This window comes from Paraburkholderia sp. WS6 (assembly GCF_030464835.1).
GTDB classification, from domain to species: Bacteria; Pseudomonadota; Gammaproteobacteria; order Burkholderiales; family Burkholderiaceae; genus Paraburkholderia; species Paraburkholderia madseniana.
In genome coordinates this window covers 26,003-51,494 of sequence record NZ_JALQCK010000026.1, presented here as the reverse complement: position 1 = coordinate 51,494, position 25,492 = coordinate 26,003, and the positions used below count along the sequence as shown (strand labels likewise).

Sequence of the window (25,492 nt, the reverse complement as noted above, 5' to 3'; positions counted from 1 at the left end):
GCCGCCGGTCAGTGGCAAAGAATCGCAAACTCGCCAAACCACACTGCCGAATCCACCATGAACATCGAGCAAGCGCGTTTCAACATGATCGAACAGCAGATCCGCCCCTGGGAAGTGCTCGACCAGGACGTGCTGAATCTGCTCTCGATCGTCAAGCGTGAAAACTTCGTCCCCACCGTCTACCGCGATCTGGCCTTCGTCGACTTCGAAGTGCCGCTGCCGGCCGGCCAGCACATGCTGGCGCCGCGCGTCGAAGCGCGCGTGCTGCAGGAACTGGCGGTGAAGAAACACGAAAGCGTGCTCGAAATCGGCGCCGGCTCGGGTTACATGGCCGCCCTGCTCGCGCATCGCGCGCAGCACGTCCTGACGGTCGACATCGAACCGGAACTGGCTGAACTGGCGAAGAACAACCTCATCGCCAACGGCGTGCTGAACGCCGAAGTCGTCACGGGCGACGCCTCGCGCGGCTGGGCCAACGCCGCGCCGTACGACGTGATCTGTGTATCGGGCGGCCTGCCGGTGCTGCCGCAGGACATCCTCGAACACCTGAAGGTCGGTGGCCGCCTGGCGGCGTTCGTCGGCACCGCGCCGGTCATGAAGGCGCAAATCATCACGCGTATCGACGAGAAGCAGTACCGCATTGCCGACGTGTTCGAAACCTATGTCGAACCGCTGATCAACGCCGTGCAGCCGCCGCGCTTCAAGTTTTAATTCGCACGTTTTTCCGGACGGCCGGCACGCCGCCGTCCTCTGAACTGGATGTCCTGCTGATGCAAAATCTGACCGCTCCCGCGCTCGCTGAATGGCTCGCCGATCAATCGCGCCCTGCGCCCGTGCTGCTCGACGTGCGCGAACCGTGGGAAATCCAGACGGCGTCGATCGCCGGCGCCGTGTCGATCCCGATGCGTGAGATTCCCGCACGCAGCGAAGAGCTCGACGACGACGTGCAAATCGTCTGCGTATGCCATCACGGCGCGCGCAGCGCCCAGGTCGCGATGTTCCTCGAATCGCGCGGTCATACCAACGTCTTCAATCTGCAAGGCGGGATCGACGCGTGGTCACGTCAGGTCGATCCGACCGTTCCCACCTATTGATCGCACGGTCGCGATGATCCGTCGGCGGGTGCCGGTCCACGCCGCCGCTCTGGCGCTTCATTGCGCGGTTCTCGCGTTTCTTCCGATCCCGGCACACGCCGTCGGCTTCTCCCGGCTTTACGACGAAGCACTCTCGAGCGACGCGCAGTTGCAAAGCGCGCGTGCGGCGCTTGCCACCAATAGCGAAGAGTTGCCACTGGCCCGCGCCAAACTTCTGCCGCAAGTCTCCGCGTCGCTCACTGCGAATCGCCAGAACACCGATTTCGGCGGCGGCTTTCCTGCCTCGTATGGCAATAGCAACGGTTACACGATTTCGCTCACGCAGCCGCTGATTCACGTCGATAGCTGGTACGGCTAAGCGCAGGGCAAGCTCGCGGTGGATTCGGCGCAGGCCTCGTTTGCACAGGCGCGGCAGGATCTGATCGTGCGGCATGGTCAGGCTTATTTCGACTCGCTCGCCTCACAGGACAGCCTCGCCATTGTGCGTTCGCAGAAGGCGTCGATCGCCCAGCAGCTCGAATCGGCCAAGCATTCATTCGAAGTCGGTAACACGACGATCACCGATACCAACGAAGCCCAGGCTAAATACGATCAGGCGATTTCGCAGGAAATTGCCGCGCAGAACGATCTCGCGGTGAAGCTCGCCACGTTGCAGCAGATTGTCGGGCATCCGGTCGAGCGCGTGGATGGTCTCGCCGTCGGCGCGCCGCTGCCGCCGCCGGTGCCCGCCGATATCAATCTGTGGGTCGACGCGGCCACCGACGCGAACTACCAGGTCGTGCTGGAGCAGATCGCGCTGGATAGCGCACAGCGCGAAACATCGAAGGCCAAGGCCGGCCATCTGCCGACCGTGGACCTGGTGGCGAGCCGATCGCGCAGCAGTCTCGGTGCGGCTGGTGCGGGTAACTTTGGCGGCAATTTCGGTGGTGGCTTTGGAAGCGGTGCGAATACGCCCTCGCCCGGTACGCCGGCGCTCGCCGCGGAACTGGGCAACCCGGGGTCCACTTACACGAACAGCACGATCGGCGTGCAGCTCACGATTCCGATCTTTACGGGGGGCGCGACGCAAAGCCGTGTGCGTCAGACGCGCGCGCTCGAAGACCAGGCTGCTGCCGATCTCGATACGACTCGGCGCAATGCGGCGCTATCGGCGCGGCAAGCGTTTCTCGGTGCGGTGAGCGGGCTCGCACAAGTGCGCGCGCTGCAACCGCTCCCATCGGAGCGGCCGCATTGTTGGTGTCCTTGGCCATCGTCAGCAGATCCGGCGTCACACCGAAATACTGCGCAGCGAACGGCGTACCCAAACGCCCCCAGCCGGTAATCACTTCATCGAAGATCAGCAGGATCCCGTGCTTGTCGCAAATCTCACGCAACCGTTGCAAATACCCTTGCGGCGGAATCAGCACCCCGGTCGACCCAGCCACTGGCTCAACAATCACCGCAGCAATCGTCGACGCATCGTGCAACGTAACGAGCCGCTCCAGTTCATCGGCAAGATGCGCACGCCACACCGGTTGTCCTTTCGAAAACGCCGCCTCCTTGATATTCAGCGTATGCGGCAAATGATCGACAGCAGGCAACAGGCCGCCCGAAAACGCCTTGCAGTTCGGCGCAATCCCCCCACCGAAATCCCGCCGAATCCCACGCCGTGATACCCACTAAACCGGGTGCGCTACCCTTCTCCACGCGACCGGTGATAAGCCAACGCAATCTTCAGCGCAGTATCCAGCGCCTCCGAACCCGAGTTCACAAAGAAGATGTGCTTCAGATCCCCAGGCGTATGCCGCGCGATTTTTGTCGCGGCTTCAAAAGCCTTCGGATGCCCCATCTGAAACGTCGGAGCGAAATCCATCTCCGCCGCCTGCGCCTGCACTGCCGCCACGATCTCGTCCCGGCAGTGCCCCGCATTGACGCACCACAGCCCGGCGGTGCCGTCGAGAATGCGCCGGCCATCGATTGACGTGTAGTACATCCCCTTCGCGCTCTCCAGCAGACGCGACGCGCTTTTGAACTGCCGGTTCGTCGTAAAGGGCATCCAGAACGCAGACATATCGGGCGTATTGACGCTGGCGCGCTCATTCATGTCGTGTCTCCTCGCGTGGCTGGTCTTTCAGTCCAGGCAGAGCGCGGCGCAAGCACAAAGGGGCAGCGACCGTGCACCGCCGACGCCCGCTGGCCGACGGCTACGCTTCGTTGCGGCGCGGCACGCACCTGAACGAGGCGCACGCCCTGCTCCTGCACCAATTTTGCGCCGCGTTGCGCATAACTTAGGCGGCGAACCACCGAGTCGCAGCACGCGATCCGTGGACTTCAAGTCGAAATTACTGCATGGCATGTGCCTTGCAGTACACAAGCGGCAAGTCATGCGGGATAAGCCCTGCTGGCTGAAATCGACGCCCATAAACATTCACCATCAATGGCAAGGGGAAATACATGAAACGTCGTAGTCTGTTGAAGTTCGGCTCCATGTCGGGCGCATTGGCGCTTGCAGGTCAGGTTCCGTTTGCTCAGGCGCAATCGGGCAGCGGTCCGATTAAAGTAGGCGTTCTACATTCCCTCTCCGGCACGATGGCGATCTCGGAAACATCGCTCAAAGACACCGCGCTGATGACCATCGCGGACATCAACAAGAATGGCGGCGTCATGGGCCGCCAACTGCAACCAGTGGTTGTGGACCCGGCATCGAACTGGCCGCTGTTTGCCGAAAAAGCGCGTCAGCTGATCACCCAGGAAAAGTGCGCCGTCGTGTTCGGCTGCTGGACGTCGGTGTCGCGCAAGTCGGTGCTGCCGGTGTTCGAAGAACTGAACGGGCTGCTGTTCTACCCGGTGCAGTACGAAGGCGAAGAGATGTCGCGCAACGTGTTCTACACGGGCGCCGCGCCGAATCAGCAAGCAATTCCGGCAACCGAATACCTGATGAGCACGGAAGGCGGCGGCGCCAAGCGCTTCTTCCTGCTGGGCACCGACTATGTGTACCCCCGCACGACCAACAAGATCCTGCGCGCGTTCCTCAAGTCGAAAGGCGTGCAGGAAGCCGATATCCAGGAGGTCTACACGCCGTTCGGCCACAGCGACTATCAGACCATCGTCGCGAACATCAAGACGTTCTCGCAGGGCGGCAAGACCGCGGTGATCTCGACCGTCAACGGCGACTCGAACGTGCCGTTCTACAAGGAACTCGGCAACCAGGGGCTAAAGGCGTCTGACGTGCCGGTGGTCGCATTCTCGGTCGGCGAAGAAGAACTGCGCGGCATCGATACGAAGCCGCTGGTCGGCAATCTCGCGGCATGGAACTACTTCATGTCGCTGCGCAATCCGGCCAACGAGAAGTTCAAGAAGCAATGGGCTGCCTGGGTCAAGGACAACAACCTGCCGGGCGGCACCAAGCGCGTGACCAATGACCCGATGGAAGCGACTTTCGTCGGCATCCATATGTGGAAGCAGGCCGTCGAAAAAGCGAAGAGCACGGACGTGGACAAGGTGCGTGTGGCGATGGTCGGCCAGACGTTTGCGGCGCCGTCGGGCTTCACGCTCGAAATGGACGGCAATCACCATCTGCACAAGCCGGTGATGATCGGCGAAGTGCGTGCCGACGGCCAGTTCAACGTGGTGTGGCGTACCAAGACCGCGGTTCGCGCGCAGCCGTGGAGCCCGTTCATCGCCGGCAATTCGAGCAAGCCGGATGTGGTCAGTTCGATTCCCGCATTCCTGAAGCGCTCGCGGGTCGCCTGAGCCTGAACCTGGGCAGAGCCGGGGCTGAACTGCTGCTCTGCCCGACAGGACGCTGCAAGACGCATGACAACGGCGTGGCACCGGTGCATCACCTCGATGCCGCGCCGTCTCGCCGGTTTTTCTTCAAAGGCCATCATGGCGTTTTCATTTCCGAAATTCGCACGACGCAGCATCGGCGGCCTCGCGCTCGCGCTTATCGTTAGCGCGCCGCTTGCCGCCTTCGCGCTCACTCCGGCCGATGTCGCGCCGCTCGCCGGTGACGACTTCGATGCAAAATCCGCGGCAATCGACAAACTGATTGCCAACCACGACAAAGAATCACTCGCGGTGCTTAAAGCCCTCTCCGAGGACAGCGCACTCGCCACCGATTCCGGCGCGGTGCTGCTGCAAGACGGCGACACGGCACGCGATGCTATCACCGGTAAAACGGTCGCCGCGGGCGACGCGCAACCGGTCACCCTGAACAACTTACTGCGCTCGAAAGTGGCGGGCGCACTCTCGGGTCTGCAACTCGATTCACCCGATGCCGCCACGCGCGACGCCGCCATCACCGCATTGCTGCAAAACCCAGACCCGTCGATCAAACCGCTGGTTGATGCGGCGCGTGCAAAAGAAACCGACCCGGCACTGAAGAAGCGTCTCGACACGTTGTGGGCGATGACCGCGTTGCACGACGCCGACCCGGCCAAGCGGCTCGAAGCCGTGCAACTGGTCGCCGCGCGGCACGATCTCGACATGAACGAACTGCTGCGCCCGCTCGTCGCGAAGAAACCGGACGGCACCTTCAACGAAGCGGACGATCGCGTGCGCTCCGCCGCGCAAAGCGGCATCGATGAACTCGATTCGATCCAGCGCCGCAGCCAGATCGCCGGCACACTGTTCGCGGGCTTGTCGCTTGGCAGCGTGCTGCTGCTCGCTGCATTGGGCCTCGCGATCACGTATGGCTTGATTGGCGTCATCAACATGGCGCACGGCGAATTCCTGATGATCGGCGCGTACGCGACCTACGTCGTGCAGAACCTGTTCCAGCGCTTTGCGCCCGGTGCGTTCGACTGGTATCCGCTGCTGGCCGTGCCGGCGTCATTCGCCGCAGCCGGACTGGTCGGCATCGTGCTCGAACGGCTGGTGTTGAAGCATCTGTACGGCCGTCCGCTCGAGACCCTGCTGACCACCTTTGGCGTCAGCCTGATTCTGATTCAGGCGACACGTATGGTGTTCGGCGCGCAGAACGTCCAGGTGATCAACCCCGCATGGATGAGCGGCGGCGTAACCGTGCTGCCCAATCTGATTCTGCCGTACAACCGGCTGGCGATTCTGGCGTTTTCGCTGATCGTCGTCGGGATTGCATGGGCTGTCCTGACTAAAACCCGGCTGGGTCTGTTCGTGCGAGCCGTCACACAAAACCGGCGAATGGCAGCATGCGTCGGCGTAAAAACCGCGCGTGTCGATTCGTATGCGTTCGCGTTTGGCGCAGGCATTGCCGGCTTGGGTGGCTGTGCGCTGTCGCAGATCGGCAATGTGGGCCCGGATCTCGGCCAGAGCTACATCATCGATTCGTTCATGGCCGTGGTGCTTGGCGGTGTCGGCCAACTCGCCGGCACGGTGATCGGCGGCTTCGGTCTCGGGTTGATCAGCAAGGCGATCGAGCCGTTCTGGGGCGCGGTTCTCGCCAAGATCGCGGTGCTCGTGCTGATCGTGCTGTTCATCCAGAAGCGTCCGCAGGGTATGTTCGCCCTCAAGGGCCGTAGCGCGGAGGCATGAGATGACATCGGCTACCTCTTCGGCTCACGTCGGCTCAGCGAGCAGTGGCGCTTCTGCCGGACGCGAGGCGCAGTCCGGCTTCGCGCTCGGCTTGCCGCCGCGTCCTGCATTGCTGTCACGCCGCGCGTGGCTCGCGCTGATCGCACTGATCATCGTGTTCGGTCTCGGCGTGCCGTTCGCGACGCTGGTGGTCCCGGAAACGAGCGCGTTCCATCTGTCCGCGTACGCGATGACGATCACCGGCAAGTTCATGTGCTACGCGATCGCCGCGCTGGCACTCGATCTCGTGTGGGGCTACTGCGGCATTCTGAGTCTCGGACACGCGCTGTTCTTTGCGTTGGGCGGTTACGCGATTGGCATGTACCTGATGCGTTCGATCGGCCACGAAGGCAAATACGGCAGCGACCTGCCCGACTTCATGGTGTTTCTCGACTGGCACCAACTGCCGTGGTACTGGCAAGGCACGCAGCATCTCGGCTACGCGCTGCTGCTGGTTGTGCTGGTGCCGGCGGTGGTCGCGTGGGTGTTCGGCTTCTTCACGTTCCGTTCGCGGGTGAAAGGCGTGTACCTGTCGATCATCACGCAGGCGATGACGTTTGCCGCCATGCTGCTGTTCTACCGCAACGAAACGGGATTCGGCGGCAACAACGGCTTTACCGACTTCAAACGTATCGGTGGTTTTCCGATTACGCATCCGGGCACGCGCACTGCCCTCCTGCTGATCACGTTTGCGGTGTTGATCCTGGCCTTCATCGGCGCGCGGGCAATCGTCACGTCGAAGCTCGGCCGCGTGGTCACTGCGGTGCGCGATGGCGAAACGCGTTTGATGTTCCTCGGCTACAGCCCGCTCGCGTACAAGTTGTTCGTCTGGACCGTCTCCGCCATTTTGTGCGGGGTTGCTGGCGCATTGTATGTGCCGCAGGTCGGCATCATCAACCCGGGCGAGATGTCGCCGGGCAACTCGATCGAGATGGCGATCTGGGTTGCGGTGGGTGGACGCGGCACCTTGATCGGACCGATCATCGGCGCGTTCGCGGTGAACGGCGCGAAGAGCTTTTTTACGGCGAACTTCCCTGAATACTGGCTGTTCTTTCTTGGGCTGATTTTCGTGCTGGTCCCGCTGTTGTTGCCCAACGGCATCATGGGGTTGATCGAAACGGTGACGCGCAAGAGGGATCGCGTATGAACGAAAACCCGATGGTCCCTGATCTTGCATTACCTGAAGAGCCTGCTGAACGGTCGTTAAGCGGTGTCGCGAGCATGGGGCACGCGGTGGTGCCGGGCGAGATCGATATTTCACACGGAACGATTCTTTACCTTGAAGACGTGACCGTGAGTTTCGATGGGTTTCGCGCATTGAATGCGCTGACTTTATCGATCAACGCGGGAGAGTTGCGTTGCATCATCGGACCGAATGGCGCCGGCAAGACGACGATGATGGATGTCATCACCGGGAAGACCGAACCGGATTCTGGCAAGGTTTTTCTGGGGCAGTCGATTGATCTGACGCGGATGAATGAGCCTTCTATTGCGCGCGCCGGGATTGGGCGCAAGTTTCAGAAACCTACTGTTTTTGAACAGCATCCTGTGTGGGAAAACCTTGAGTTGGCTATGAAGGCTGACAAGGGATGGTGGGCTTCGTTGCGTGCGCGACTGGATCGTGAGGCGCAAGCGCGGATTGAAGAGACGTTGTCTTTGATTGGCTTGGAGAGCGAAGCGCGGCGGCTTGCCGGTGAGTTGTCGCATGGACAGAAACAGCGGCTCGAGATCGGGATGTTGCTGATGCAGCAACCGGCGCTTCTGTTGCTCGACGAGCCTGCCGCGGGCATGACCGATGACGAGACCATGCAATTGGCCGAGCTGCTCAATCACTTGCGTGGGAGTTGCTCGATGATGGTTGTCGAACACGACATGGAGTTTGTCGCGGCGCTATCGGGTGAGAAGGGGAAGGTCACGGTGATGGCCGAAGGGCGAGTGCTCGCCCACGGCACGCTTGATGAGGTGAAGAGAGATGAGACGGTGATCGAGTCTTATCTCGGGCGGTAATGGCCGCAATCAAACCACGGCCGCAACAAGCCACCAGAATTCAAGGATCGACCGACATGCTAGAAGTGGAAAACCTCAACCAGTACTACGGCGGCAGCCACATTCTTCGTGATGTGAAACTCACCGTGCCCGACGGCAAGCTCACTGTCCTACTGGGTCGCAACGGCGTGGGCAAGACAACCTTGCTTCGATGCCTGATGGGTGTCGTCCAGACCAAGAGCGGCTCGATCGCCTGGCGCGGCGCACCGATCACCAAGCTGCCGACTTACTCGCGTGTAGAAAAAGGCCTCGCCTACGTCCCGCAAGGCCGCGACATCTTCCCGAGGCTGACCGTCGAAGAAAATCTGCTGGTCGGCGCTGCCAGCAAAAAAGCCCCGAAGAAAATCCCGGACCGTATCTACGAACTCTTCCCCGTCCTGAAGGACATGCGCAGCCGCCGCGGTGGCGACCTCTCCGGCGGTCAACAGCAACAGCTCGCGATCGGCCGAGCGTTGATGTGCGATCCGCAATTGCTGATCCTCGATGAACCCACCGAAGGTATCCAGCCCTCGATCATTCAGGACATTGGCCGCACGCTGCGTCAACTGGTCGAAGAAATGGGCATGACCGTGCTGCTCGTCGAACAGTATTACGACTTCGCCAAGGAAATCGCTGATCGGTATTGGGTGATGAGCCGCGGGGAAATCGTCGCGGGCGGTGAAGGCGCGAACATGGATACCGATGGCGTACGTGCACTGATCGCCGTCTGAGCGGCACAAGCAGCGCAAACCGCACAATCAGCACGGCGTGCTATTCTCGCCGCATCCTGTGGCAACGCGGCTCGTCGTTGCCTAACGCGTGCGGGCACGCTGCGCATTGACGCGTCTGTTGCCGCGTCTGTTGCCGCGTCCGTTACTGTGCCCAATACGCGCCCAGCCGCTCATTCATTCGCAAGTCCGCTCGCATGTCGCTTCACGAAAACCACGCTGCACTCGCCACCGCGCAACTCAGTGCGCACTCACAATGGCGCGCGCGCCTCGAACTCGGCTTCGTCAAAGACGGCGAACGGACCACCCTCAAGCATCGGCTGCATGATGGGCCGTTACGCGTGCAACGGCCGCTCTATCCGGAAGGCCATGCGATCTGCCACGCAGTAATCGTGCATCCGCCGGGCGGGATCGCGGGCGGCGATCAACTCGATATCGACGTGGATGTCGGCGACAGCGCCCATGCCGTCATCACCACGCCCGGCGCAACCAAGTGGTACAAGTCCAACGGCCGTGCGGCACGGCAGAATATTGCGGTGCGCGTCGGCCCGCAGGCGAAGCTCGACTGGCTGCCGCAGAACAATATCGTTTTCGATCACGCCAACGCAATGCTGGATTTTTCGCTGACGCTTGGCGAAGGCGCTACCGCAATTGGGTGGGATGCGACTCAGCTTGGCCGGCAAGCGGCTGGTGAGCGGTGGTCAAACGGGCAGTTGCGAGCCGTATCGCGGATCGCTGGCGCGAACGGTGAGGCGCTTTGGCTCGAGCGTGCGAGCCTCAGCGCGGAAGATTCATTGCGGGATGCCGCGCAAGGCCTTGCGGGGTTTCCTGCGTATGGAACGCTATGGGCTGTCGGGGCGGCCTGCGATGATGCACTCGCTGAAGCGCTCACTGCCCAGTTGCCATTTGATGACTCGTTGCGGGCAGCGGCTTCCTGTGTCACTGAAGGGGTTTTACTCGTGCGGGCGGTGTCGCGGTCAATGGAGACGCTGCAGCGTGCTTTGACTCAATGCTGGCTTCAGTTGCGCCCGGTCGTGCATGGTGTCGACGCTGTGCCACTTCGAATCTGGTCGACCTGATTCGCTGAGCATTGGCGCCTAGCAGCGCAGCGCGCCTTTCACCTTCGTAAGACGTCGAGAGCACCAATCTGGCGCGCCCGCCTGCTCCAAATCGGTGCTCTCGACGTCTTTCGTCCCGCCAAGCCATGCTGCACCGCCATGGCACATACCTTGCTTCGAAATCCCCCACGATGCTGCCGCGTCCTGACGGCAGCCGACCACCCGCTACCACCGCTCGCCTAACATGACCCGATCGACCCTTCGCCCTGCGCGCCGCGCCTGGCTCGCCGCACTGCTGCTCTCGCCCGTTCTCGCCATCAATGCGCCCGCCGCCCACGCGGATACGCTCGACAACATCGCCAAAGCCGGCGTGCTGAAGGTCGCAGTTCCCGAAGACTATCCGCCCTTTGGCTCGGTCGGCGCGGATATGAAGCCGCAAGGCTATGACATCGATACCGCCGCGATGCTCGCTAAGTCGATGAACGTGAAGCTCGAACTCGTCCCGGTCAATAGCGCGAACCGCATTCCGTATCTGCAAACGGGTAAGGTCGATCTGGTGATTTCGTCGCTCGGCAAAACGCCTGAGCGCGACAAGGTCATCGATTTCTCGGCGGCCTACGCGCCGTATTACCAGGGCGTGTTCGGTCCCGCCGACATCAAGGTCACCGGTCCCGCCGATCTCACCGGCAAGACGGTCGGCGCCACGCGCGGCGCGCTCGAAGAAATCGGCCTCACGCAAATGGCGCCGAACGCCACCATCAAGCGCTTCGAAGATAACAACGCGACCATCGCTGCGTTTCTCTCAGGTCAGGTGCAGTTGATCGCTGCCGGCAATATCGTCGCCGCCGCGATTAATGCGAAGAATCCGCCGCGCCGTCCGGAACCTAAGTTCGTTATAAAGGATTCACCATGTTTCGTCGGCATGAACAAGAATGAAAGCCGGCTCCAGGCGAAGGTCAACGCCGCTATCGCCCAAGCGAAGGCGGACGGCACGCTCAACACGATGTCGAAGAAGTGGTTCGGCGCGCCCTTGCCGACCAACCTGTAAGCGGGTCGTTAATTCGGCTTGATATCTTTGTAAGCTGATCTGGCAGTAAGCTTGTCGCGGTTTGTTTCGCGTCGCATTTCGAGCGACCGCGATGGCGCACAACGAAGCGCGACCCCGAACGCATCCAACGCCTGTCCTGGCTGGGACAGGCGTAACCCAACCTGACATCCGATGAAGCTGACACCTCGCGAGAAGGACAAGCTGCTGATCTTCACCGCCGCGCTGCTCGCCGAACGGCGCCGCGCTCGCGGCCTCAAACTGAATTACCCGGAAGCCGTCGCTTTCATCACCGCTGCGCTGATGGAAGCGGCCCGTGACGGCAAGACCGTCGCCGAGGTCATGCACTACGGCACCACGCTGCTGACGCGCGCCGATGTGATGGAAGGCGTGCCGGAAATGATCCCCGACATCCAGGTCGAAGCCACGTTCCCCGACGGCACCAAGCTCGTCACCGTTCATCACCCGATCCCCTAATCACGCAAGGCAGCCCCATGATTCCCGGCGAACTCCTCATCGACGACGGCGAACACGAACTCAACGCGGGCCGCGCCACCGTCACGGTGGTCGTGTCGAATACCGGCGATCGTCCGGTGCAAATCGGCTCGCACTATCACTTCTATGAAGTGAACGAGTCGCTCTCCTTCGATCGTGAAGCGGCGCGCGGCTTCCGGCTCAACATCGCGGCAGGCACCGCCGTACGCTTCGAGCCCGGGCAGGAACGCACCGTCGAACTGGTCGAACTGGCGGGCGACCGCGTCGTCTACGGCTTCAACGGCAAGGTGATGGGCAAGCTCTGATGCGCGACCCGCGCACGCTTGCTCTGACCACCCTGCTCATTTCCGGACCCTCACTATGACATTACGCATCGGCCGCCGCGCATACGCGGAAATGTTCGGCCCCACCACTGGCGACCGCGTGCGCCTCGCCGATACCGAGTTGCTGATCGAAGTCGAACGCGACTTCACGACTTACGGCGAAGAAGTGAAATTCGGCGGCGGCAAAGTGATTCGCGACGGCATGGGCCAGTCGCAACGCGTGCATGCCGACGTGGTCGATACGGTCGTGACGAATGCGGTGATTCTCGATCACTGGGGCATCGTCAAGGCCGACATCGGCATCAAGAACGGCCGCATTGCCGCGATCGGCAAAGCGGGCAATCCCGACATTCAGCCGAACGTGACGATCGCGATCGGCGCGTCCACCGAAGTGATCGCCGGCGAAGGCCTGATCGTGACGGCGGGTGGCATCGATACGCACATTCACTTCATCAGCCCGCAGCAAATCGAAGAAGCACTCGCGAGCGGCGTGACGACGATGCTCGGCGGCGGCACGGGTCCGGCAACCGGTACGAACGCGACGACTTGCACGCCGGGTCCGTGGCATCTCGAACGCATGCTGCAAGCGGCCGATGGCTATCCGATGAATCTCGGCTTTCTCGGCAAGGGCAATGTGAGCCAGCCGCAACCGGCGCTTGAACAGATCGCCGCGGGCGCGATCGGTTTGAAGCTGCACGAAGACTGGGGCACGACGCCGGCTGCAATCGACAACTGTCTTTCCGTTGCCGACGACACCGACACGCAGGTCGCGATCCACACGGATACGCTGAACGAAGCCGGTTTCGTTGAAGCGACCGTGGCTGCGTTCAAGGGCCGCACGATCCACACCTATCACACGGAAGGCGCGGGCGGCGGCCACGCTCCGGACATCATCAAGGTGTGCGGCGAAGCGAACGTGCTGCCCTCGTCGACCAATCCGACGCGCCCGTACACCGTCAACACGCTCGAAGAGCATCTCGACATGCTGATGGTGTGCCACCACCTGGACCCATCGATTGCGGAAGATATCGCGTTTGCCGAGTCGCGTATTCGTCGCGAGACGATTGCTGCCGAAGACATTCTGCACGACCTCGGCGCGTTGTCGATGCTGTCGTCGGATTCGCAGGCGATGGGACGTGTGGGCGAAGTGATCATCCGCACGTGGCAGACCGCGCACAAGATGAAGGTGCAACGCGGGGCGCTGCCTGAAGATAACGCACGGCACGACAATTTCCGCGCGAAGCGTTACGTTGCCAAGTACACGATCAACCCGGCCATCACGCACGGTATCTCGCACGAAGTCGGCTCGATCGAGCCGGGCAAGTGGGCCGATCTGGTGTTCTGGGAGCCGGCGTTTTTCGGCATCAAACCGTCGCTGATCCTGAAGGGCGGCATGATCGCGATGGCGCAGATGGGTGACCCGAACGCGTCGATTCCGACGCCGCAGCCAGTCCACTATCGCGAGATGTTCGCGACGCGCGGCGGTGCGTTGGGACGTACTTCATTGACCTTCGTTTCGCAGATGGCTGCCGATGCGGGCGTCGGCGAACGCTATGGCCTGAATAAGCGTATCGTTGCTGTGAAGAACTGCCGCAAGATCACGAAGGCGGACATGATTCACAACGCGTGGCGTCCGGCGATCAGCGTCGATCCTGAGACGTATCAGGTCATCGCCGACGGGCAGTTGCTGACTTGCGAGCCGGCCACTGTGCTGCCGATGGCGCAGCGTTACTTTTTGTTCTAAGCCATGCGCACTATCGACAAACTGATTGCGCCGCATCTGAAGCTGGCACCGGTGCTGGTGAAGCGCGCGCCGACTTTGACGCTTGCTTTTGATGATCGCCGTAAGAGCCGTCTCGCGGCAACGCTGGATAACGGCGAGGAAATCGCGCTGCTGTTGCCGCGCGGCACGGTGCTGCGCGATGGGGATGTTCTGGTCGCCGATGATGGTGGTTTGGTGCGCGTGGTCGCTGCTCCTGAAGCCGTGCTGGTTGTCCGCGCGAAAGATGCCCTGACGTTGACGCGCGCCGCGTATCACCTCGGCAATCGTCACACGCCAGTGGAAGTCGGCGCGGATTATCTGAAGCTTGAATACGATCCGGTGCTGGCCGATATGCTGAAGCGCATCGGCGCAAGCGTGGATCAGGTGTCGATGCCGTTCCAACCGGAATCCGGCGCGTACGGCGGTGGTCACAAGCATGGTCACGATGAGACCTTTGCTGAAGACTATGCATTAGCTCAGCAGGTGTTCGGCGAGCATCATGGGCATGAGCATTCGGACGATCATGAGCATGAGCATGGGCATTCGCATGGCCATGACCACCCACACGATCATGAACACGGTCACAGCCACGCACACGGTCACTCGCACGACCATGACCACGGCAACGACCATTCGCACGATCAAAAAGAAAGCGATCACGTCCACGACGAATCGTGCGGCCACGGACATCATCACCATGCGCATCGGTGAACTCACAGCGCTGCTGCATCTCGCGTCGCCGGCATTGCCGATCGGCGCGTTCAGCTACTCGCAGGGTCTCGAAGCGGCGATTGAAGCGCAACTCATCACCGACGCGGATTCCACACGCGATTGGATCGCGAGCGGTTTAACCGACGTGCTTGCGCGAGGCGAGTTGCCGTTTCTTGCGCATCAGATGGAACGCTGGCGAGCGCACGATGCTGATGGTCTGAAGGAAGCAAACAGCGAATTCCTGGCAAGCCGCGAGTCTGTGGAACTAAGACGCGAGACGGAACAGATGGGCTGGTCACTACGCCAGTTGTGCGTGTCCCTTGAATGGGGCGACGCCGAACGGCGCACGACGCTGGCATCGCTCAAGCCCTTGGCCCAACCCACGGCTTTCGCCTTCGCCGCGTACGCACACGATGCAGCGCCTGACGCCGCGCTCGCCGCCTACGCATTCAGCTGGGTGGAAAACCAGGCCGCTGCCGCGTTGAAGGCCGTGCCACTCGGCCAACTCGCCGGCCAGCGCATCATCGTCGCGTTGCGTGAGCCGATCGACGCAGCCGTCACACGAGCCTTGGCCACGCCACCCGACAACATCAACACCTTCGCGCCGCAATTGGGCATTCTGTCGGCGCGTCACGAGTCGCAGTATTCGCGGCTCTTCCGCTCTTAAACAAATCCATCATGAACGCACCTCATCACCCCGCTCACTCGCCTGTCCGCACGAAGAAACTGCCGCCGCTGCGCGTGGGCGTCGGCGGCCCGGTCGGTTCGGGCAAGACAACGTTGCTCGAAATGCTCTGCAAGGCGATGCGCGAACAGTATGACCTCGTCGCGATCACCAACGACATCTATACGAAGGAAGATCAGCGTCTGTTGACCGTAGCGGGCGCATTGCCCGCAGAACGAATCATGGGCGTGGAAACGGGTGGCTGCCCGCACACGGCGATTCGCGAAGACGCGTCGATCAACCTCGAAGCCGTCGACCGCATGCTGACGCGTTTTCCCGATGCAGACATCGTGTTCATCGAATCGGGCGGCGACAACCTCGCGGCGACCTTCAGTCCGGAACTGTCAGACCTGACGATCTACGTGATCGACGTAGCAGGCGGCGAGAAGATTCCGCGCAAAGGCGGCCCAGGCATTACGAAATCGGATCTGCTGGTGATCAACAAGACGGACCTCGCACCGATGGTTGGCGCGAATCTGGAGGTGATGGCTTCAGACGCGAAGAAGATGCGCGGCGAGCGTCCCTACGTGATGTGCAATCTGAAGGCACTCGACGGACTGGATGTGGTGGTGAAATTTATCGAGAAGAAGGGGTTGTTGAAGGCTTAAAGCCTCATTCACCCGGATGGCATTCAAGCAGGAATGCCATCATCTCCGTCGCGTCTTTCGACAGATAAAATCGCACCATCTTCTCATTGAAGTCGCCGGCACGCTGCGCTGGGACACTAATGGCGTCGATACCATTCGACATCAATACGCCGTTCATCATGAAACGTGACGTGCGTTTGTTGCCGTCGAAGAAGAACTGCTGCAACGCGCCGAACAGGAAGAAAGCGCAACCCCGCTCAAAGGCATTCGAAACCTGATCGGTCAGCGAGCGCGTGCCAGTGGCAAAAACCCGGTTGAGTTCAGGAGCACCAGGCAAGGTCGGTAGCGGTGTGTGCCGCCCTGCTTCACCTAACGCCACATCCGGCGTGTATCGCGTTTCCTCTCCTTCGCCGCGGAACATACCCCACTCGAGGGCCTCATTGCGTGCAACAAGCCGATGCAGGTCGCAAAACGTGGCCTTGTCGAGAGCAAACCGACCGTTTTGTACGATCGCAAGCAAATGCTTCGAACTTTCCGCCAGATTCAGGACCTGCTCCTGATCAGAAATCTTCCGCCCGCCAACCGTTACGCCGTCGAGCAGCGTCTTTACCTCGGGAAACGTGAACGGATTGCCTTCAAGCACGCTCGCATCCCACACGAATTCCGGCAGCATCCGATGAAAGCGAAAGCACACCCGTTTAATGGAATGGGTCGGCAAGTCTTGCGGGATCGCGGCGCGATCCCATTGAAAGCCGAGGTCGGTGAAAAGCGTCATGGCAAATTGGAAAAGGCAGTTTGGATCACAGGACCGTCAGCGCTTAAGCCCAGTGTTGGCAGAATATACGATTTATCGGCGCGCGAAGCGATAACGCAAGCACCGCCTTAGCGGCGCTCGAACGACTACTCCGGCAACACCGCCATCAACACATCAACAGTCCGCGCCGTCGCGCCACGATGGCGCGCGGCAAACGCCGAAGCTGCACCGCCCATCGCCAGCCGCCTTGCCTTATCGCCGAAGAGCTCGCGCAACGCCCGCGCCAGATCAGCCGGATCTTGCACCTGCACCGCCGCACCCGCCGCGACCGCATCCGCAGTCGCTTGCGTGAAGTTGAACACATGCGGCCCGATCAGCACCGGCACCCCAACCGCGCATGCCTCGATCAGATTCTGCCCACCCAGCGGCAGCAAACTCCCGCCGATAAACGCCAGATCCGAAGCCGCAAAGTAAGCGCCCAACTCGCCCATCGAATCGCCGAGCAGCACGTTGACGTCAGAAGGCAAAACAGGCACACCACCGCCTACAGTTGAAGCAGCACCCGACGCCACCGTCGCAGCAGGCGCCCATATCGAACGCCGCTCAAGACGCAAACCAGCCTTCTCGACCAGCCCCGCCACTTCATTAAACCGTTGCGGATGACGCGGCACCAGAATTAGCAACGCCTCCTCGGTACCCAGCGCCGCGAACGCCTGCAGCACCAGTTCCTCTTCGCCTTCACGCGTACTCGCCGCAACCCACACAGGCCGCGTGCCGATCGCCGCACGCCATGCATGACCACGCGCCGCCAATTCCGGTGGCGTGCTCATATCGAACTTCAAATTCCCAAGCACCGCGACATTACGTGCACCGAGTGCAGTAAGCCGCTCCGCATCCGACGGACTCTGCGCCAGCACTCGCGCAAATCCACCAAATACGTCTTTGGTCGCATGGCCGAACTTGGCCGCGCGCTTATACGAGCGCGCCGACATCCGCGCATTGGTCAGCACCAGCGGCACATCCGCGCGACGACATTCGTCGATCAACGTGGGCCACACTTCAGTTTCCATTACCAGTCCAAGCGACGGCCGCCACGCCCGCAAAAACCGCCGCACCACACGCGGCATGTCGTAAGGCAGATAGCTGCGCAATACACGGTCGCCGAAAATCTGCTCACCGGTGGCACGGCCACTCGGCGTCATATGCGTCAAAAGAATTCGCGCGTCGGGACGCGCCTTCATCAACGCATCGATCAGCGGTTGCGCAGCACGCGTCTCGCCCACCGACACCGCATGCACCCAGATCAGCGGTGCATTGTCTTCCGGCAGCCGACCGCGCGAGTAACCGAACCGCTCGGCGATATGCTCACGATAGCCACGCTCCTTGCGCGAACGAATCAGCAAGCGCAGCACGGCAAGCGGCGCGACGATCCACCAGAGCGCGTTATAAATCGCCCTCAGCATCGGGACTCCGCACGCCCGAGCGTGAATCCGAATGCAAGCGCGCGTTTCACCGCACGATCGAAACAGACAGCGGCGCTCAAACGAGAGCCCTGCCCTTCAGGCGCTCGAGAATGCCGAGCGGTGCGCAATCCGGCTGCGCCATCGCCTTGACCGGCAGGAAGAAGGTCTGCTCCAGCATGAACTGGCCGGACATCACCGCATGCGACGTCTGGTCGGAGAAACACACCCAGACGCTGCCCGGCGGAAACGGCATGGTCTCCTGCGGGCTCGACTTCTGATACTCGAGATCGGCCTTCATGCCGTCGTGCAGATTCAGCATCAAATGGTCGTATTCGCTACGCGGCGATTTGGTCACATGCAGCAGATTCAACAGCCACGCCGAGCCGGGCATCTGAGGTTTGATGCGCGGCAGAAAGCGCTTGGCCATATCCTCGAACGGTTCGCCGACGCGCCACACCCGCGGCGCGCCATGCGGATTCACGTTGGTGAACACGCGCAAAATGCGCTCGCCGTAATTCGGCCGCGACGGAAAGGCATCGACATGCAGACGGCTGTCGTCCTTACGCCAGGACGTCTCGCGCCCTTCCACCTGATGCAGCCGCAGGCTCGTCGGCGCGACGCGCAACTTGCTGTTGTATTCGGGAAAGAGTCCATCGACCAGCGTGCGCGCATTGGCCTGATAACGCGCGATCAACGCGCGCACGGCCGATTGCGTGACCGCATCGCCGGCCACGCCATGCAGCGCGCCGCCATTCGGCTCAAGACTGATGTTCTTGCGATTCGGATCGGCCAATGCGGGATCGAGCAAGGCCTGTTCGCCGCCTTCGATGGCAAAGTTCAGGTTCGGGAAGTACAGCACCTTGCCGCGTTCGACGCCGGCCAGCAGCATCTCGCGCGGCACGGACAGATTGCGTCCGTGCCAGTCGGCGTTCGCTACTTCGATGATCTGGGTTTCGTTCATGGTCGCCCTTGAAAACGGATGGAGCGTAAGGCGAAGCACACCGCATTACAGCGCTACAGCATTAGAGTAGGCCGAAACCGGCCAGCGCGGACTTCACTTCCTGCAGCGTGGGCGGCTTGCCGGCCGTGCCGAGATTGACGACGTTCGGCGACCAGTAGCCGCCAGTGCGCCACGCGGTGGCGAAATTGTACAACTCGACTGTCGGCCGCTTCAGCGCCGCTGCAATGTGAACTAGACCTGTGTCAACGCCGACTGTCGCGGCAGCGCCTTCGATCAGGCCGACCACCGCCGGCAATGACAGCTTGGGCGGCACGATCGCCGCACCGCCGAATTCCTTCGCCAGACGCTCGCTGGTGACGCGCTCTTCCTCGCTGCCCCAGGGCAGGACGATCGACGCGCCGCGCCGCACCAAAGACTGCCCAAGTTCGATCCACGCGGTATCGGGCCACTGCTTGTCGGCGCGCGAGGTGGCGTGCACGAACACCACGTAAGGCACCGGCAGATTCAGATTCGCCTCCGACAAAGCCAGCGCCGCGCGCCCGGTGTCGATGCCGAAGTCGATCTCGTCGGTGGGGTGCGGCTGCGGGTCGTCCAGCGCCGCGGCCACCAGTTGGCGCGTACGCTCGACGACATGGGTGCGCGGCTCGATCAGCACGCGCTTGTCGTAGAAGAAGCGCACCGGCCATTCGAAGCCCGCGCCGTCGGTACGGTTCGCGAGGCCGACCAGCGGCCCGCGCGCCATGCTCGCGACCCACGCGGTCTTGATGAGCCCCTGGCAGTCGATCACGAGGTCGTAGTTCTCGGCGGCGAGCGCGCGGCGAAACGCGCTGATCTCGCGCCAGTTGTCGACCGAGAGGATGCGCTTGCGCCAGCGCCGCAGCGACACGGGAATCGCCCGCCGCACGCCGCTGACGAGTTCCACGAGCCCCACGAAGCTTTCTTCGACGAGCCAGTCGATCTGGGCCTCGGGATGGCGGCGTCGGATGTCGGCGATCACCGGCATGTTGTGAACGACGTCGCCCAATGACGACACCCTCACGATTAGTATCTTTTGCACGCTCAAGTGTGGGAAAACCGGCTATCCGGCCCGAAGATGCTATGAAAGGACGGCAATTCTATCGCGACACCGGTAAATGGCATGAAAAAACGCGGCGCGGTAAGTGAAACCCGCGCCGCGTTCGACAGCAACCGCGGTTCACGAAGAACCGCGCCGCCGCTGGAGCTTTTAGAACGGCAGCTTCGCGTCCGGCTTCTCCGCCATGATTACGCGGCGGAAGTCTTCCTGGATGCGCTTGAGCGCTGCGTCGCTATCGGCTTCGAAGCGCATGACCACCACCGGCGTGGTGTTCGACGAACGCGCCAGACCGAAGCCGTCCGGATACTCGACACGCAAGCCGTCGATCTTCACAACGTCGTCCGCGCCGGTGAACTTCGCGTTTTGCTGCAAACGCGCGATCAGTTCGAAGTTTTCGCCTTCTTCGAGCTTCAATTGCAGTTCCGGCGTGGAATTCGAGTTCGGCAGCGAGTTCAACAGCTTGCTCGGATCTGCCACACGCGTCAGGATTTCCAGCAGCCGCGCGCCCGTGTACAGGCCGTCGTCGAAACCGTACCAGCGGTCCTTGAAGAACACGTGGCCGCTCATTTCGCCCGCCAGCGGCGCGCCGGTTTCGCGCAGCTTCGCCTTGACCAGCGAGTGGCCGGTCTTCCACATCAGCGGTTCGCCGCCCTTCTCCTTGATCCACTTGCCCAGATTGCGCGTGCACTTCACGTCGTAAATGATCTGCGCGCCCTTGTTGCGCGACAGCACTTCTTCGGCGAACAGCATCAGCTGGCGGTCCGGATAGATGATCTGGCCGTCTTTGGTGACGACGCCGAGACGGTCGCCGTCGCCGTCGAATGCGAAACCGATTTCAGCGTCCGTTTCCTTCAGCGCGCGGATCACGTCCTGGAGGTTTTCCGGGTGAGCCGGGTCCGGGTGATGGTTCGGGAAGTTGCCGTCGATTTCGGTGAACAGTTCCACCAGCTCGCAACCGAGCTTCTTGAAGAGCTTGGGCGCCAGGCCACCAGCCACACCGTTGCCGGTGTCGACCACGATCTTGATCGGACGCGCGAGCTTGACGTCGCTGGTGATGCGATCCAGATACGCATCGGCGATGTCGTACTCGGTGTACGTGCCGCTGCCTGCAGAAAAGTTTTCGTCGACGATGCGCTGATGCAGCGCGAGGATCTGCTCGCCGTAAATGGCCGCGCCGCGCAGGACCATCTTGAAGCCGTTGTAGTCAGGCGGATTGTGGCTACCCGTCACGACGATGCACGAATCGACGCGGCGCTCGCCGCCGTCGAGCTTCAACGGCACGCTGGCCGCGAAATAGCCGACCGGCGTCGGCACCATGCCGACGTTGACCACGTCGACGCCGGCTGCACGCAGACCGTCCGATAGCGCCTGGATCAGATCGGGACCCGACAGGCGGCCGTCACGCGCCACCACCACGGCGTCGCCGCCTTGCGCCCGCACTTCGCTGCCAAAAGCGAGACCGATCGAACGCGCTGCGTCAGTGTCGAGCGTCTTGCCGATCACACCGCGAATGTCATATGCCTTGAAAATAGATTTGGAGATCATGTTGGCTCACTTGCGTGCAATGGAAAAATTTGACCGGCGTATTGCCGAGAGATCGGTAAAACTACCTGCTAAACCGAGCGATGCGCCCTTGCCGGAAGCGATCCGGTTCCAACTTATAATTGCGCCTTCCGGACATGCCCTAATAGACATCCATTCTAATGCTTAGACGCCCTGCTTTTGCAATGTTGCCGCGACAGTCGGCCAGGTGGGCTGTTACACATTGCGCCCTGGCGCACGTTGCGTCCCCCGCACAACACCTACAACACCGACAACACGTGCAACGCCTGCAACCGCATAGGCGAGTGTCCACCGGATGCTGACGCTCAAACGCTTCGCCAATCCCGACGTCACGCGCGCCTTCACCAACATCGTCTGGCTCGGGCTGGAGCGGCTCACGCAGATCGGCGTGGCGATCGCGATCAGCGGCATGCTGGCGCGCTACTTCGGGCCTGACACCTTCGGCAAATGGCAGTACGCGAACACGCTGCTGCTGGTGCTGTCGCCGATCACCTGGGTGTGCGGGGCGGAAATTCTGGTTCCCACCATCGTCGGGCGGCCGCCAAGTCAACTGGGCACGGTGCTCGGCAGCGCCTTCGCGCTGCGCTTTTCGGTTTCCGTCGCCGCGCTGCTGCTCACGTGGCTCGGCATCGCGCTGCACTTCTTCGACCCGCTGGTGGGCGCCATGCTCGCCGGCCTCGCGGTGACTATGCTGTTTCGCGAACCGTTCGTCGGCGTGATCAACGCGTGGCTGCAAAGCATGACTTACAGCAAGCCGCAGTTGCTCACCAGCATGAGCACCGCGGTGCTGAAGGCCGGCGTCGTCTATCTGATGGTGCGCGCGATGGCGACGCCCGCGCGCTTTGGCTGGTTGTGGGCGGTCGAATCGGCGGTCATTGGCGCGGTTCTGCTGATCTATTACACCGGCCGGCATGGCGGCAAGCTCGGCTGGCACCTCGATCGTTCGCTCTTCAAGCACTTCGCGACCGCGGGCACGGTGTTCTGGATCGGGCTGATCTGTATGTATCTGTTCCTGAAACTGGACAGACTGATGCTCGAGCGGGCCATTTCTTTCGCCGACCTCGGGCGCTATTCCGCCGCGCAGCAGTTGAACGAAAACTGGATCACGCTCGCGCTGATGCTTGCGCAGACAATTGCGCCCGCCTTTGTCTACCGCGTGCAGGATGCCGCGCAATTGCGCCGCAACGTGTGGCGGCTGACCGCCATGACCGCCGCGCTGATGGTAAGCGGCGCGATCGTGCTGGATCTGCTGGCGGGTTTCATCATCCGCCGCGTGTTCGGGCCGGACTTCGAAGGCGCCATCGAGATTTTCCGCTGGGCCGTGTGGCTTTCCGTGCCGGCCGGCATCGAAGCGATCGGCAATCTGATCGTGCTGAAATATCAGGCCAAATTCGTGTTGCTCTCGAAGTGGCTGCTGGCGCTGGCCGTTTCGTTCGTGGTCAATCTGCTGGCGATTCCGCGGCTTGGCGCTTACGGTGCGCTGGTGGGCCTCGCGGCCGGTTATCTCGCCGCCGCGTCAGTTAATCTTTATTACATTCGTTTCAAATTGCGCCCATGACGAATTCATCCGCCGCCGCGCAGATTTCTCTCGACGACGTCGCCGTCCTGATGCCCGCGTACAACGGTCAGGCCGACGTCGATCTCACGCTGGCCTCGTTCAGCGAAAGCGCGCTGATCCACGTATTGATCGTCGACGACGGCAGCACGCCACCGATCGTCGCGCCGGCGATCGCCAACATGAAGATCGAAGTGCTGCGCATGCCGCAGAACGGCGGCATCGAGCGCGCGCTGCAAACCGGCATCGACGCCCTTGCGCAGCTCGGCTTTCGCTACGCAGCACGCATCGACGCGGGCGACCGCAGCGTGCCGCAGCGCCTGGCCAAACAACGCGTGTTCATGGAGTTGCATCCGCAAGTGGCCGGCCTCGGTATGTGGACGCAGGTCGTTACGCGTGAAGGCAAGCCGCTTTTCATGCTGACGCCGCCCGCCGAGCCGAACGAGATCCGGCGTCTGCGCTTCTTCCGTTCATGCCTCGCGCATCCTTCGATGATGCTGCGCGTTGACGCGGTCCGCGCGGTCGGCAACTACCGCGCCGCGTATCCTTCCGCCGAAGACCTCGATCTGTTCGTGCGCCTGATGGCGCGCTACGACTGCGCAAACCTGCCGGAACTCGGGCTCTACTACGAGCTGAACGAAGGCGGCATCAGCGCGACCAAACGGCGCCGCCAGGTCAGCTCGACGCTGCGGCTGCAACTGCGCTACTTCAACGTCACCAATCTGTACGACTGGCTGGGTCTCGCCAAAAATCTGCTGCACTTCGTGACGCCTTACCGCGCATTGCAGCGGGTCAAACGCACGCTGCTCGCGCCGCGTGCGGGCCATTGATTCCGTTATGCCGTCATTCACCCTGTCATTCTCCGTCGAGCCCGTTCCCGCATGAAGCCTGCCTTGAAATCGACTCCCGCGCTACGCATTACACTCGTCTGTAACACCGCCTGGGCAATCTATACGTACCGGCAAGGGCTGATCCGCACGCTGGTTGGGCGCGGCGTCGACGTGACGGTGCTCGCGCCGCGCGACCGCACGTTCGAGCTGCTCACCGCGATGGGGTGCCGCTGCATCGAATTGCCGGTGGCGTCCAAAGGCACCAGTCCGCGCGAGGACCTGCGCACACTTTTGTCGTTGTATCGTTTGTATCGAAGCATCCGCCCGCACGTCGTGTTCCACTACACGATCAAGCCGAACATTTACGGCTCGGTCGCCGCGAAACTGGCGGGCGTGCAGTCGGTGGCGGTGACGACCGGGCTCGGTTACGTGTTCATCCAGCACAGCCGCGCGGCGCAAGTCGCCAAGAAACTGTACCGTTTCGCCTTCCGCTTCCCGCGCGAAATCTGGTTTCTGAATCGCGACGACCAGGCCGCGTTTGTCGAGCAGAATTTGTTGGTGCATCCTGAGCGTGCGCGTCTCCTGCACGGCGAAGGCGTCGATCTCGAGCAATTCGCCTTCACGCCGCTGCCGGAGCGGGCAGAATTCAAGTTCGTGCTGATCGGGCGGCTCTTGTGGGACAAGGGCGTGGCCGAATATGTCGAAGCCGCGCGGCGCTTGCGTGAACGTTATCCTCAGGCGCGGTTCCAATTGCTCGGTCCGGTTGGCGTCGACAATCCGAGCGCAATCACACGCGAAGAAGTGGCCGCGTGGGAGCAGGAAGGCATCATCGAGTATCTTGGCGAAGCGCACGACGTGCGGCCTTTCATCGCCGATGCGGATTGCGTCGTCCTGCCTTCCTATCGCGAAGGCGTGCCGCGCACGCTGATGGAAGCATCGGCGATGGGCCGGCCGATTGTTACGACGGATGTGCCCGGCTGCCGTGAAGTGGTGGCGGACGGCGTCAATGGATTGCTGTGCGAAGTGCGCAATGCCGCGAGTCTCGCGGAGAAGCTGGCGCAGATGCTCGACATGAGCGGCGCCGAGCGCCGTGCAATGGCAGAACGCGGCCGACAGAAAGTCGCGAAAGAATTCGACGAACGCGTGGTCGTCGAAACGTATAAAGACCTGGTGCAGAAAATGACGGGCGTTTTACTTTAACGGAGCA

General features: G+C 61.8%; 23 protein-coding genes and 2 pseudogenes. 19 read left to right on the top strand and 6 right to left on the bottom strand.

Annotation, left to right across the window (positions count from 1 at the left end):
* Positions 1 to 57: 57 nt before the first annotated feature.
* The 3 genes and pseudogenes from M0D64_RS27365 to M0D64_RS27355 all read left to right on the top strand — a co-directional run.
* Positions 58 to 711: a protein-L-isoaspartate O-methyltransferase gene (locus M0D64_RS27365; protein ID WP_154565931.1), complete on the top strand. Its 654-nt coding sequence runs from the start codon at positions 58 to 60 to the stop codon at positions 709 to 711.
* A 59-nt stretch (positions 712 to 770) separates the two neighbouring features.
* Positions 771 to 1,094 (top strand): rhodanese-like domain-containing protein, encoded by a 324-nt coding sequence (locus tag M0D64_RS27360; protein ID WP_054042884.1) that lies wholly within the window; start codon positions 771 to 773, stop codon positions 1,092 to 1,094.
* Between the two features lie 13 nt (positions 1,095 to 1,107).
* Positions 1,108 to 2,241 (top strand): annotated as a pseudogene (locus M0D64_RS27355) (TolC family protein); the annotation flags it as partial.
* Between the two features lie 52 nt (positions 2,242 to 2,293).
* Here the strand turns inward: M0D64_RS27355 and M0D64_RS27350 are convergent.
* A pseudogene (locus M0D64_RS27350) lies at positions 2,294 to 3,177 on the bottom strand (aminotransferase class III-fold pyridoxal phosphate-dependent enzyme); the annotation flags it as partial.
* Between the two features lie 350 nt (positions 3,178 to 3,527).
* On the opposite strand from M0D64_RS27350, the gene urtA reads away from it, so the two are divergent.
* From urtA to ureG, 13 genes are all read left to right on the top strand, one after another.
* On the top strand, positions 3,528 to 4,826 hold the full coding sequence (gene urtA, locus M0D64_RS27345; protein WP_154565934.1) for an urea ABC transporter substrate-binding protein: 1,299 nt from the start codon (positions 3,528 to 3,530) through the stop codon (positions 4,824 to 4,826).
* 135 nt (positions 4,827 to 4,961) lie between these two features.
* Positions 4,962 to 6,587: an urea ABC transporter permease subunit UrtB gene (gene urtB, locus M0D64_RS27340; protein WP_266260050.1), complete on the top strand. Its 1,626-nt coding sequence runs from the start codon at positions 4,962 to 4,964 to the stop codon at positions 6,585 to 6,587.
* 1 nt (position 6,588) lies between these two features.
* On the top strand, positions 6,589 to 7,773 hold the full coding sequence (gene urtC / locus M0D64_RS27335; RefSeq protein WP_266260019.1) for an urea ABC transporter permease subunit UrtC: 1,185 nt from the start codon (positions 6,589 to 6,591) through the stop codon (positions 7,771 to 7,773).
* Positions 7,770 to 8,633, top strand: a complete 864-nt coding sequence (gene urtD / locus M0D64_RS27330) for an urea ABC transporter ATP-binding protein UrtD (protein WP_266260018.1) — start codon at positions 7,770 to 7,772, stop codon at positions 8,631 to 8,633. The genes urtC and urtD overlap by 4 nt, the downstream gene beginning before the upstream one ends.
* A 56-nt stretch (positions 8,634 to 8,689) precedes the next feature.
* Positions 8,690 to 9,382 (top strand): urea ABC transporter ATP-binding subunit UrtE, encoded by a 693-nt coding sequence (urtE, locus tag M0D64_RS27325; RefSeq protein WP_154565937.1) that lies wholly within the window; start codon positions 8,690 to 8,692, stop codon positions 9,380 to 9,382.
* Between the two features lie 194 nt (positions 9,383 to 9,576).
* The gene (locus M0D64_RS27320; protein ID WP_266260016.1) at positions 9,577 to 10,458 is read left to right on the top strand and encodes an urease accessory protein UreD; all 882 of its coding nucleotides are present in this window, start codon (positions 9,577 to 9,579) and stop codon (positions 10,456 to 10,458) included.
* 223 nt (positions 10,459 to 10,681) lie between these two features.
* Positions 10,682 to 11,485: a transporter substrate-binding domain-containing protein gene (locus M0D64_RS27315; protein WP_154565939.1), complete on the top strand. Its 804-nt coding sequence runs from the start codon at positions 10,682 to 10,684 to the stop codon at positions 11,483 to 11,485.
* A 171-nt stretch (positions 11,486 to 11,656) separates the two neighbouring features.
* Positions 11,657 to 11,959: an urease subunit gamma gene (gene ureA, locus M0D64_RS27310; protein ID WP_154565940.1), complete on the top strand. Its 303-nt coding sequence runs from the start codon at positions 11,657 to 11,659 to the stop codon at positions 11,957 to 11,959.
* A gap of 17 nt (positions 11,960 to 11,976) precedes the next feature.
* Positions 11,977 to 12,282: an urease subunit beta gene (locus M0D64_RS27305; RefSeq protein ID WP_154565941.1), complete on the top strand. Its 306-nt coding sequence runs from the start codon at positions 11,977 to 11,979 to the stop codon at positions 12,280 to 12,282.
* Between the two features lie 55 nt (positions 12,283 to 12,337).
* Positions 12,338 to 14,044, top strand: coding sequence for an urease subunit alpha (gene ureC, locus M0D64_RS27300; protein ID WP_054041795.1), 1,707 nt, complete (start codon positions 12,338 to 12,340; stop codon positions 14,042 to 14,044).
* Between the two features lie 3 nt (positions 14,045 to 14,047).
* Positions 14,048 to 14,773 (top strand): urease accessory protein UreE, encoded by a 726-nt coding sequence (gene ureE / locus M0D64_RS27295; protein WP_266242010.1) that lies wholly within the window; start codon positions 14,048 to 14,050, stop codon positions 14,771 to 14,773.
* Positions 14,760 to 15,440, top strand: coding sequence for an urease accessory protein UreF (locus tag M0D64_RS27290; protein ID WP_266242039.1), 681 nt, complete (start codon positions 14,760 to 14,762; stop codon positions 15,438 to 15,440). Before ureE ends, M0D64_RS27290 begins: the two co-directional genes overlap by 14 nt.
* Before the next feature lie 11 nt (positions 15,441 to 15,451).
* On the top strand, positions 15,452 to 16,105 hold the full coding sequence (gene ureG / locus M0D64_RS27285; RefSeq protein WP_266242012.1) for an urease accessory protein UreG: 654 nt from the start codon (positions 15,452 to 15,454) through the stop codon (positions 16,103 to 16,105).
* Between the two features lie 4 nt (positions 16,106 to 16,109).
* Here ureG and M0D64_RS27280 read toward each other — a convergent pair whose 3' ends face one another.
* The 5 genes from M0D64_RS27280 to M0D64_RS27260 form a co-directional block, all read right to left on the bottom strand.
* Positions 16,110 to 16,859, bottom strand: a complete 750-nt coding sequence (locus M0D64_RS27280) for a Fic family protein (protein ID WP_266260013.1) — start codon at positions 16,857 to 16,859, stop codon at positions 16,110 to 16,112.
* A 125-nt stretch (positions 16,860 to 16,984) separates the two neighbouring features.
* Positions 16,985 to 18,301, bottom strand: a complete 1,317-nt coding sequence (waaA, locus tag M0D64_RS27275) for a lipid IV(A) 3-deoxy-D-manno-octulosonic acid transferase (RefSeq protein WP_266242018.1) — start codon at positions 18,299 to 18,301, stop codon at positions 16,985 to 16,987.
* 76 nt (positions 18,302 to 18,377) lie between these two features.
* Complete coding sequence (locus M0D64_RS27270; protein WP_266260012.1) at positions 18,378 to 19,262, bottom strand: Kdo hydroxylase family protein; 885 nt, start codon at positions 19,260 to 19,262, stop codon at positions 18,378 to 18,380.
* 61 nt (positions 19,263 to 19,323) lie between these two features.
* On the bottom strand, positions 19,324 to 20,325 hold the full coding sequence (gene waaC / locus M0D64_RS27265) for a lipopolysaccharide heptosyltransferase I (protein ID WP_266242022.1): 1,002 nt from the start codon (positions 20,323 to 20,325) through the stop codon (positions 19,324 to 19,326).
* A gap of 162 nt (positions 20,326 to 20,487) precedes the next feature.
* On the bottom strand, positions 20,488 to 21,882 hold the full coding sequence (locus tag M0D64_RS27260) for a phosphomannomutase/phosphoglucomutase (protein ID WP_211705756.1): 1,395 nt from the start codon (positions 21,880 to 21,882) through the stop codon (positions 20,488 to 20,490).
* A gap of 313 nt (positions 21,883 to 22,195) precedes the next feature.
* Here M0D64_RS27260 and M0D64_RS27255 point away from each other — a divergent pair, with 313 nt between their 5' ends.
* From M0D64_RS27255 to M0D64_RS27245, 3 genes are read left to right on the top strand one after another with little or no spacing between them, the layout of a single operon-like run.
* Positions 22,196 to 23,458: an oligosaccharide flippase family protein gene (locus M0D64_RS27255; protein WP_266260011.1), complete on the top strand. Its 1,263-nt coding sequence runs from the start codon at positions 22,196 to 22,198 to the stop codon at positions 23,456 to 23,458.
* Positions 23,455 to 24,285 carry a glycosyltransferase gene (locus tag M0D64_RS27250; protein WP_266260010.1) on the top strand — a complete coding sequence of 277 codons (831 nt, stop codon included), beginning with the start codon at positions 23,455 to 23,457 and terminating at the stop codon, positions 24,283 to 24,285. The genes M0D64_RS27255 and M0D64_RS27250 overlap by 4 nt, the downstream gene beginning before the upstream one ends.
* A 51-nt stretch (positions 24,286 to 24,336) precedes the next feature.
* A complete protein-coding gene (locus M0D64_RS27245) occupies positions 24,337 to 25,485 on the top strand; it encodes a glycosyltransferase family 4 protein (protein ID WP_266260008.1) in 1,149 nt (382 codons plus the stop codon).
* The last annotated feature ends 7 nt before the right edge of the window (positions 25,486 to 25,492 follow it).

Excerpts from the sequence above, each read along its gene's own strand:
- M0D64_RS27365 (WP_154565931.1), top strand. The coding sequence starts at position 58 with ATGAACATCGAGCAAGCGCGTTTCAACATGATCGAACAGCAGATCCGC.
- M0D64_RS27360 (WP_054042884.1), top strand. The coding sequence starts at position 771 with ATGCAAAATCTGACCGCTCCCGCGCTCGCTGAATGGCTCGCCGATCAA.
- urtA (WP_154565934.1), top strand. The coding sequence starts at position 3,528 with ATGAAACGTCGTAGTCTGTTGAAGTTCGGCTCCATGTCGGGCGCATTG.
- urtB (WP_266260050.1), top strand. The coding sequence starts at position 4,962 with ATGGCGTTTTCATTTCCGAAATTCGCACGACGCAGCATCGGCGGCCTC.
- urtC (WP_266260019.1), top strand. The coding sequence starts at position 6,589 with ATGACATCGGCTACCTCTTCGGCTCACGTCGGCTCAGCGAGCAGTGGC.
- urtD (WP_266260018.1), top strand. The coding sequence starts at position 7,770 with ATGAACGAAAACCCGATGGTCCCTGATCTTGCATTACCTGAAGAGCCT.
- urtE (WP_154565937.1), top strand. The coding sequence starts at position 8,690 with ATGCTAGAAGTGGAAAACCTCAACCAGTACTACGGCGGCAGCCACATT.
- M0D64_RS27320 (WP_266260016.1), top strand. The coding sequence starts at position 9,577 with ATGTCGCTTCACGAAAACCACGCTGCACTCGCCACCGCGCAACTCAGT.
- M0D64_RS27315 (WP_154565939.1), top strand. The coding sequence starts at position 10,682 with ATGACCCGATCGACCCTTCGCCCTGCGCGCCGCGCCTGGCTCGCCGCA.
- ureA (WP_154565940.1), top strand. The coding sequence starts at position 11,657 with ATGAAGCTGACACCTCGCGAGAAGGACAAGCTGCTGATCTTCACCGCC.
- M0D64_RS27305 (WP_154565941.1), top strand. The coding sequence starts at position 11,977 with ATGATTCCCGGCGAACTCCTCATCGACGACGGCGAACACGAACTCAAC.
- ureC (WP_054041795.1), top strand. The coding sequence starts at position 12,338 with ATGACATTACGCATCGGCCGCCGCGCATACGCGGAAATGTTCGGCCCC.
- ureE (WP_266242010.1), top strand. The coding sequence starts at position 14,048 with ATGCGCACTATCGACAAACTGATTGCGCCGCATCTGAAGCTGGCACCG.
- M0D64_RS27290 (WP_266242039.1), top strand. The coding sequence starts at position 14,760 with ATGCGCATCGGTGAACTCACAGCGCTGCTGCATCTCGCGTCGCCGGCA.
- ureG (WP_266242012.1), top strand. The coding sequence starts at position 15,452 with ATGAACGCACCTCATCACCCCGCTCACTCGCCTGTCCGCACGAAGAAA.
- M0D64_RS27280 (WP_266260013.1), bottom strand. The coding sequence starts at position 16,859 with ATGACGCTTTTCACCGACCTCGGCTTTCAATGGGATCGCGCCGCGATC.
- waaA (WP_266242018.1), bottom strand. The coding sequence starts at position 18,301 with ATGCTGAGGGCGATTTATAACGCGCTCTGGTGGATCGTCGCGCCGCTT.
- M0D64_RS27270 (WP_266260012.1), bottom strand. The coding sequence starts at position 19,262 with ATGAACGAAACCCAGATCATCGAAGTAGCGAACGCCGACTGGCACGGA.
- M0D64_RS27260 (WP_211705756.1), bottom strand. The coding sequence starts at position 21,882 with ATGATCTCCAAATCTATTTTCAAGGCATATGACATTCGCGGTGTGATC.
- M0D64_RS27255 (WP_266260011.1), top strand. The coding sequence starts at position 22,196 with ATGCTGACGCTCAAACGCTTCGCCAATCCCGACGTCACGCGCGCCTTC.
- M0D64_RS27250 (WP_266260010.1), top strand. The coding sequence starts at position 23,455 with ATGACGAATTCATCCGCCGCCGCGCAGATTTCTCTCGACGACGTCGCC.
- M0D64_RS27245 (WP_266260008.1), top strand. The coding sequence starts at position 24,337 with ATGAAGCCTGCCTTGAAATCGACTCCCGCGCTACGCATTACACTCGTC.